Here is a 6,352-nt window from a genome sequence, read left to right as displayed (position 1 = left end):
CGAAACCGGCGCCATCATGATCTCGCCACTGCCCGGCGTCACCGCGGCCAAGCCCGGCGCGGCCATGCGCGCACTGCCCGGCATCTCGGCGACGGTCGTCGACGAGGAGGGCAAGCCGGTGCAGCTCGGCGAGACCGAGGCCAACGGCTACCTGGTGCTGGACAAGCCGTGGCCGTCGATGCTGCGCGGCATCTGGGGCGACATGGAGCGGTACAAGGCCACCTACTGGGAGCGCTACGCCGAGCAGGGCTGGTACTTCGCCGGTGACGGCGCCAAGCTCGACGCCGACGGCGACCTGTGGGTGCTCGGCCGGGTCGACGACGTCATGAACGTCTCCGGGCACCGCATCTCCACCGCCGAGGTCGAGTCCGCGCTCGTCGGGCACCCGGCTGTGGCCGAGGCCGCCGTCGTCGGCGCCAGNGCTCGGCCGGGTCGACGACGTCATGAACGTCTCCGGGCACCGCATCTCCACCGCCGAGGTCGAGTCCGCGCTCGTCGGGCACCCGGCTGTGGCCGAGGCCGCCGTCGTCGGCGCCAGCGACGCGACCACCGGGCAGGGCATCGTCGCCTTCGTCATCCTCACCGGCGACGCGGCGGGCCGCGCCGGTGACGGCCTGGTCGACGAGCTGAAGGCCGAGGTGTCCAAGGAGATCAGCCCGATCGCCAAGCCGCGCGAGATCCACATCGTGCCCGAGCTGCCCAAGACCCGCAGCGGCAAGATCATGCGCCGACTGCTGCGCGATGTGGCCGAGGGCCGCGAACTCGGCGACACCTCGACCCTGGTCGACCCCGGCGTCTTCGAGGCGATTCGCGCCGGCGGCAACTGAGGCGGGACGCGCCGCGAAGGCGCAGGATACGGCCGGTGACCTCCGATGTCACCGGCCGTATCCGTTAGAATCTCGTTCAGGTGTGCCGGGAAGACTGGTCGGCATGCGGTCGTGAATCTCCAGGCGCCGCCGGATGGGATGAGCGCCCGCAGCGCCGTCCACCCCGCCGAAAGGCCCACCGTGATCACCCGTGTTCGCTCCGAGCTCACCCGCTATCTACGCACCGAAACCGTCGGTGGCGCGCTGCTGCTCGTCGCCGCCGCCATCGCCCTGATCTGGGTGAACTCGCCCTGGGGCGCGAGCTATCAGACCATGGTCGACACCCGGCTCAGCATCTCCGCCCTGCACCTGGACCTCACCCTGGCCGACTGGACCAAGGACGGGCTGCTCGCGATCTTCTTCTTCGTCGCCGGGCTGGAGCTCAAACGCGAGTTCGTCGTCGGCGAGCTGGCCGATCCGAAGCGGGCCGCGCTGCCGATCATCGCCGCCGTCGGCGGTGTCATCACCCCGGCGCTGATCGCGATCACCATCGGCCACGGTGTGCCCGGCATGGACAACGGCTGGGCGATCCCGGTCGCCACCGACATCGCCTTCGCGCTCGCGGTCCTCGCCATGACCGGCTCACGCATCCCCGCCAGCGCGCGGGTGTTCCTGCTGAGCCTGGCCGTGGTCGACGATCTGCTCGCGATCATCCTCATCGCGGTGCTGTTCACCGCGTCGCTGTCGATGCTGTGGCTCGGTGTCGCGCTGGCCTGCTGCGCCGCCTGGGCGCTGGCGCAGCGGCAGCGGCTGCACACGCCGCTGTTCTATCTTCCCGTCGCGCTGGTCTGCTGGTACGCGCTACACGAGGCGGGCATCCACCCGACGCTGGCCGGCGTCGCGCTCGGACTGCTCACCAGAGTGCGCAAGGACCCGGGCGAGAAGATCGCGCCCGCCACCCATCTCGAGCATGTCGTGCAGCCGATCTCGGCGGGATTCTGTGTGCCGCTGTTCGCGTTGTTCGCCTCCGGCGTGCCGCTGGACGCGGCGGTGTTCGGCTCGCTGTTCACCGACCGGTTGTCGCTGGCGATCATCCTCGGACTGCTGCTCGGCAAGACGATCGGCATCTTCGGGATCAGCTGGCTCGCGATCCGTTTCGGCGTGGCGAAACGACCGGCGGGGCTGGAGTATCGCGACATGTTCGCCCTGTCGGTACTCGGCGCGATCGGGTTCACCGTTAGCCTGCTGGTGGCGGAACTCGCGCTGGCCGATGTCGGTGACGACGCCATCGATCTGGCGAAGGCCGCCGTCCTGGTGACCTCCATGGCAGCATCGCTGCTCGGATCGGCGCTACTGTTGCGCCGAGGACGTGTGCACCAGGCGCGCCGCGACGCGGACGAGCTACAACCGGACAGTGAGGCCTAGTAGTGCCAGGACAGGGAGAAGGGTCGACGAAGTGAGTTACACCCAAGGCGGAAATGACGGTCGCACGGTCACTTCCATCCCGTTGACCGACGCCAACCCGCCCGGATCGGCGAGTATCGGCAGCCTCGTCCGCGATGCGACCGAGCAGATGTCCACCCTGGTCCGCGCCGAGGTCGCGCTGGCCAAGGCCGAGGTCACCGCCGAGGTCCGCAAGGGACTCACCGGCAGCGTGTTCTTCATCCTCGCGTTGACCGTGCTGCTGTTCAGCTCGTTCTTCTTTTTCTTCTTCCTCGCCGAACTGCTGGACGTGTGGCTGTACCGCTGGGCCGCGTTCCTGATCGTGTTCGTGCTGATGGTGGCGGCCACCGCGCTGCTCGCCCTGCTCGGCTGGCTGAAGGTCCGCAAACTGCGGGCGCCGGAGAAGACGATCAATTCGCTCAAGCAGACCGCCGAGGTCCTGCCCGCGGCGCTCACCCACAGTGAGCACGCTCCCGCGCTGGAGAAGTCGACCCGTCGATGACGCGCCGGGCGGGCCCGGTCGCGACGGCCGGACCCGCCTACTAGGCTCGATCGGCGTGTCGTCCAACTCATTCCCGGATCCGTCCAGCGTCCGTTACGACGGACCGTGGACCCACCGGGACGTGCACGCCAACGGGATCCGTTTCCACGTCGTCGAGGCCGACGGAACGGACCGTGCCGATGCCCCGCTGGTGCTGCTGCTGCACGGCTTCGCCGACTTCTGGTGGTCGTGGCGGCACCAGCTGACCGGGCTCACCCAGCACGGGTACCGGACCGTCGCCGTCGACCTGCGCGGGTACGGCGACACCGACAAGCCACCACGCGGCTATGACGGCTGGACCCTCGCCGGTGACATCGCCGGCCTGATCCGGGCGCTCGGCCACACCGAGGCCACGCTCGTCGGGCACGCCGAGGGCGGCCTGGTCTGCTGGGCCACCGCCGTGCTGCATCCCCGGCTGGTCCGCACGATCGCGCTGGTGAGCTCGCCGCACCCGGCGGCGTTGAAGAGCGCGGTACTGCGCGATCGGGCCCAGCGCGCCACCTGGCTGCCGGACTTCCTGCGCTACCAGCTGCCGCGCTACCCGGAACACCTGCTCACCCGCCGCGACGGCGCCGAGGTCGAGCGGCTGCTGCGTGAGCGTGTCGGCGAAACCTGGTCACGGACGGCAGAATTCGCCGAGACCGCGGCCCGGATGCGCACCGCCATCCGGATTCCCGGCGCCGCGCACAGCGCGCTGGAGTACCAGCGGTGGGCCTTCCGCAGCCAGTGGCGCCCCGACGGCAAGCGGTTCATGGCCACCATGCGCACGCCGATCGGCATTCCGGTGCTCGGGCTGCGCGGCGAACACGATCCGTATCTGCTGCCCACCACGTTCCACCGGGGGGCGCGCCTGTCGCCGGATCGGACGCTGGTGTCGATTCCCCGGGCCGGGCACTACGCGCACCAGGAGAACCCCGGCAAGGTCAACGAGGTACTGACCACCCGCTGGCGCGAACAGAACGGCGTCAACGGGTCGCCCAAGGACGGCTTGGTCTCCCCCTGAACGAGTTCGTCCCGGGCGGCTGGTGCCACCCGGGACGATTCGTCTCAGCTCAGGACGCAGGCCCCGGTGGGAACCGGAGCGCCGCTGGTCTGCGCGGCCGCCAGTTCCGGGGCGATCTCGTGCAGGGTCAGCACGTAGCCGGTGTCGTCGTCGGTGACGGCGGCACCGAAGACCACGCCGAGCACCTGGCCCTCGGTGTCGACCAGCGGTCCGCCCGAGTTACCGGCCCGGACCTGGCCGCGCACCGTGTACACCTCGCGCTCGACGGTGCCGTCCCGGTGGATCGTCGGGCCGGTGAGGTCGAGGGTCTCGCGAACACGAGCGGCGCTGGCCGTGTACGGGCCGCCGCCCGGGTAGCCGAGCACGATCGCGCTCTCCCCCGAGCTCGCCGCCTGCGGCGCCTGCGGCACGACCGGCGCGGTCAGTCCGGGCACGTCGAGGACCGCGATGTCCTTGGACGGGTCGAACAGCACCACGCTGGCCTCCATCGGCCCACGCGCGGTATCGACCGACACGCTGGTGGTGCCCGCGACGACGTGCGCGTTGGTCATCACCCGTTCCGGCGCGACGACGAAGCCGGAGCCCTCCAGCGCCCGCTGGCAGCTGGGCGCGACACCGCGAATGCGCAGCACGCTCTGCTGTAGCGAGGCCGCGACCGGGCTGGCGAGCACGCTCGCGTCCGGCGGTTCGACCGCGGCGATCGGTGCCCGGCCGAACGGTCCGATGACGTCCGGCAGCCCGGAGGTGTTCAGCAGCCGCGAGAATTCGTTGGGCAGCTTGCGCAACCAGCTCGGCGCGACCTCGTTGACGTCGGCGAGCACCCGCGATCCGTTGATCGCGGCGGCGACGCCGGGTTGCGAGGCCGTGGCCAGCGGCAGGGCCAGCAACCAGGCCGCGACCAGCACGGTCGCCGCCTGTAGCACCGCGCCGATGACGCTGTCCACGCTGCGCGCCACGGGGTGACGCATGCTGCTGCGCGCCGCGCGGCCGAGCACCATGCCCGCGACCTCGCCGACGATCACCAGCAGCACGATCAGCAGGATGCCGCCGAGGACCCGGCTGCGCCCCTCACTGAGGTGTTTGAGGATGTGCGGCGCGATCAGAATGCCGGCGACCGCACCCAGCGCGACGCCGAAGAAGGCCAGCGCCGACGCCACCGCGCCCTGCCGCCAGCCGGTCGACGCCGCCACCAGTGCGATCAGCACGACCGCGATATCGAGCCATACCGAGGCGCTCATACTTCCGCCTCACTGACGCTCGGCTCCAGCATGACCGCCGTGGCGGCTGCCCCGCTAGGCCGCTCGCTGCGCTCGCTCACAGGGTCATTCCGACCGCAGCCAGCGAGCTCTCCAAGTCACGCACGTCGCCCCGATCCCAGTCTCGTTCCCACCCAGCCGTTTTGATGATTCCGGCGAGGATACCGCCGGTGAGCCCCCAGACCAGCATGCCGTCGACCTGGAAAGCGGGACTCTGGTAGCCGAGACTGCCACGCACCATGAATCTGTGTGCCGGATCGAGCAATTCGGTCAGCGGAATACGGACGACACGCTCGGTTTCCGCCGGATCGACGACGCCGACCACGCTGGGTGCTCGCCAGTAGCCGAGGACCGGAGTCACGTCGAATTTCGACGGCGGAACGAACAATTTCGGCAGCATGGCGAAGGGCTGCACGCCCGCGGGGTCCAGGCCGGTCTCCTCGGCGGCCTCGCGCAGCGCGGTGCCGACCGGGCCGTCGTCGCCGGGGTCCTCGGCGCCGCCGGGGAAGGCGATCTGACCGCGGTGCTGGCGCATGGTCGACGCGCGCTGGGTGAGCAGCACGTCGGCATCGGCGGGCAAGCCGCCCGGCGCGGCGGGATCGGCGTCGGGCGAACCGCCGAAGAGGACGAGCACGGCGGCCTGACGCGGCTTGCCGGTGATCGACATGGCACGGCGCAGGGCGCGGGAGACGGCGAGGGTGTCGTCGGCGTCGGGGCCGCCGTGCCGGATCGCGGCGGTCAGCCAGGACGGAAGACCGGACTCGTCCAGCCGTAGTACACCGTTCATCACAACGTCCTTCGTCATACCGCGATCCGAACGCCGAGCTCCTCGGCCACCGTGTCGGCGATGTCGGCGACATCGGCGAACGTGCGGACCTCGACACTGGCAATCGTGCCGTCCGCGCGCACGAGCACCGACACCGGGAGTACCGCGGGCGCGCCGACGGCGGTGCGCACGCTCGCCCGCGGGTCCTCGACACCGGGCAGCGTGACGCCCAATCCGTCGAGTCGCGACAGCGCCTTCACCTCGTCGGGGTCGCTGTGCACGGTCAGCACGGTGAGCTGCGAGCCCGCGCGCTGAGCGAATTCCTGCAGGTGGGGCAGCTCGACGGCGCACGGACCGCACCAGTAGGCCCACAGATTGAGCAGCGCGGGCTTGCCGCCGAGCGCGGCGGCGAGGTCGACGGGGGCGCCGTCGGCGAGACAGTGCAGGGAGATCCCGGCCAGCGGACCCGATCCGGGCGCCTGCGCCTGCGCCGGACACGGGGCCAGGCCCGCCGCCGCCCGCTGCTCGGCCGACGCC

At 70.8% G+C, this 6,352-nt stretch carries 7 protein-coding genes and 1 pseudogene; 5 read left to right on the top strand and 3 right to left on the bottom strand.

The window, feature by feature from the left end:
• The 5 genes and pseudogenes from V8688_RS30870 to V8688_RS30850 all read left to right on the top strand — a co-directional run.
• Positions 1-610: pseudogene (locus V8688_RS30870) on the top strand (hypothetical protein); the annotation flags it as partial.
• Positions 510-827: a hypothetical protein gene (locus V8688_RS30865; protein ID WP_342802272.1), complete on the top strand. Its 318-nt coding sequence runs from the start codon at positions 510-512 to the stop codon at positions 825-827. The pseudogene V8688_RS30870 and the gene V8688_RS30865, both read left to right, overlap by 101 nt.
• A gap of 138 nt (positions 828-965) precedes the next feature.
• Complete coding sequence (nhaA, locus tag V8688_RS30860) at positions 966-2,231, top strand: Na+/H+ antiporter NhaA (RefSeq protein ID WP_218715851.1); 1,266 nt, start codon at positions 966-968, stop codon at positions 2,229-2,231.
• Between the two features lie 31 nt (positions 2,232-2,262).
• Positions 2,263-2,751, top strand: coding sequence for a phage holin family protein (locus V8688_RS30855; protein ID WP_218715850.1), 489 nt, complete (start codon positions 2,263-2,265; stop codon positions 2,749-2,751).
• A gap of 55 nt (positions 2,752-2,806) precedes the next feature.
• Positions 2,807-3,793, top strand: coding sequence for an alpha/beta hydrolase (locus tag V8688_RS30850; RefSeq protein WP_218715849.1), 987 nt, complete (start codon positions 2,807-2,809; stop codon positions 3,791-3,793).
• A 44-nt stretch (positions 3,794-3,837) separates the two neighbouring features.
• Here V8688_RS30850 and V8688_RS30845 read toward each other — a convergent pair whose 3' ends face one another.
• The 3 genes from V8688_RS30845 to V8688_RS30835 form a co-directional block, all read right to left on the bottom strand.
• The gene (locus tag V8688_RS30845) at positions 3,838-5,031 is read right to left on the bottom strand and encodes a MarP family serine protease (RefSeq protein WP_218715848.1); all 1,194 of its coding nucleotides are present in this window, start codon (positions 5,029-5,031) and stop codon (positions 3,838-3,840) included.
• Between the two features lie 76 nt (positions 5,032-5,107).
• The gene (locus V8688_RS30840) at positions 5,108-5,836 is read right to left on the bottom strand and encodes a CoA pyrophosphatase (RefSeq protein WP_342802271.1); all 729 of its coding nucleotides are present in this window, start codon (positions 5,834-5,836) and stop codon (positions 5,108-5,110) included.
• A gap of 14 nt (positions 5,837-5,850) precedes the next feature.
• Positions 5,851-6,352 (bottom strand): TlpA disulfide reductase family protein (locus V8688_RS30835; RefSeq protein WP_342802270.1); only part of this gene is annotated, 502 nt, incomplete at its 5' end.

Source organism: Nocardia sp. No.11 (assembly GCF_038752175.1).
GTDB classification, from domain to species: Bacteria; Actinomycetota; Actinomycetes; order Mycobacteriales; family Mycobacteriaceae; genus Nocardia; species Nocardia canadensis.
This window is presented reverse-complemented; position numbering and strand designations above follow the sequence as displayed.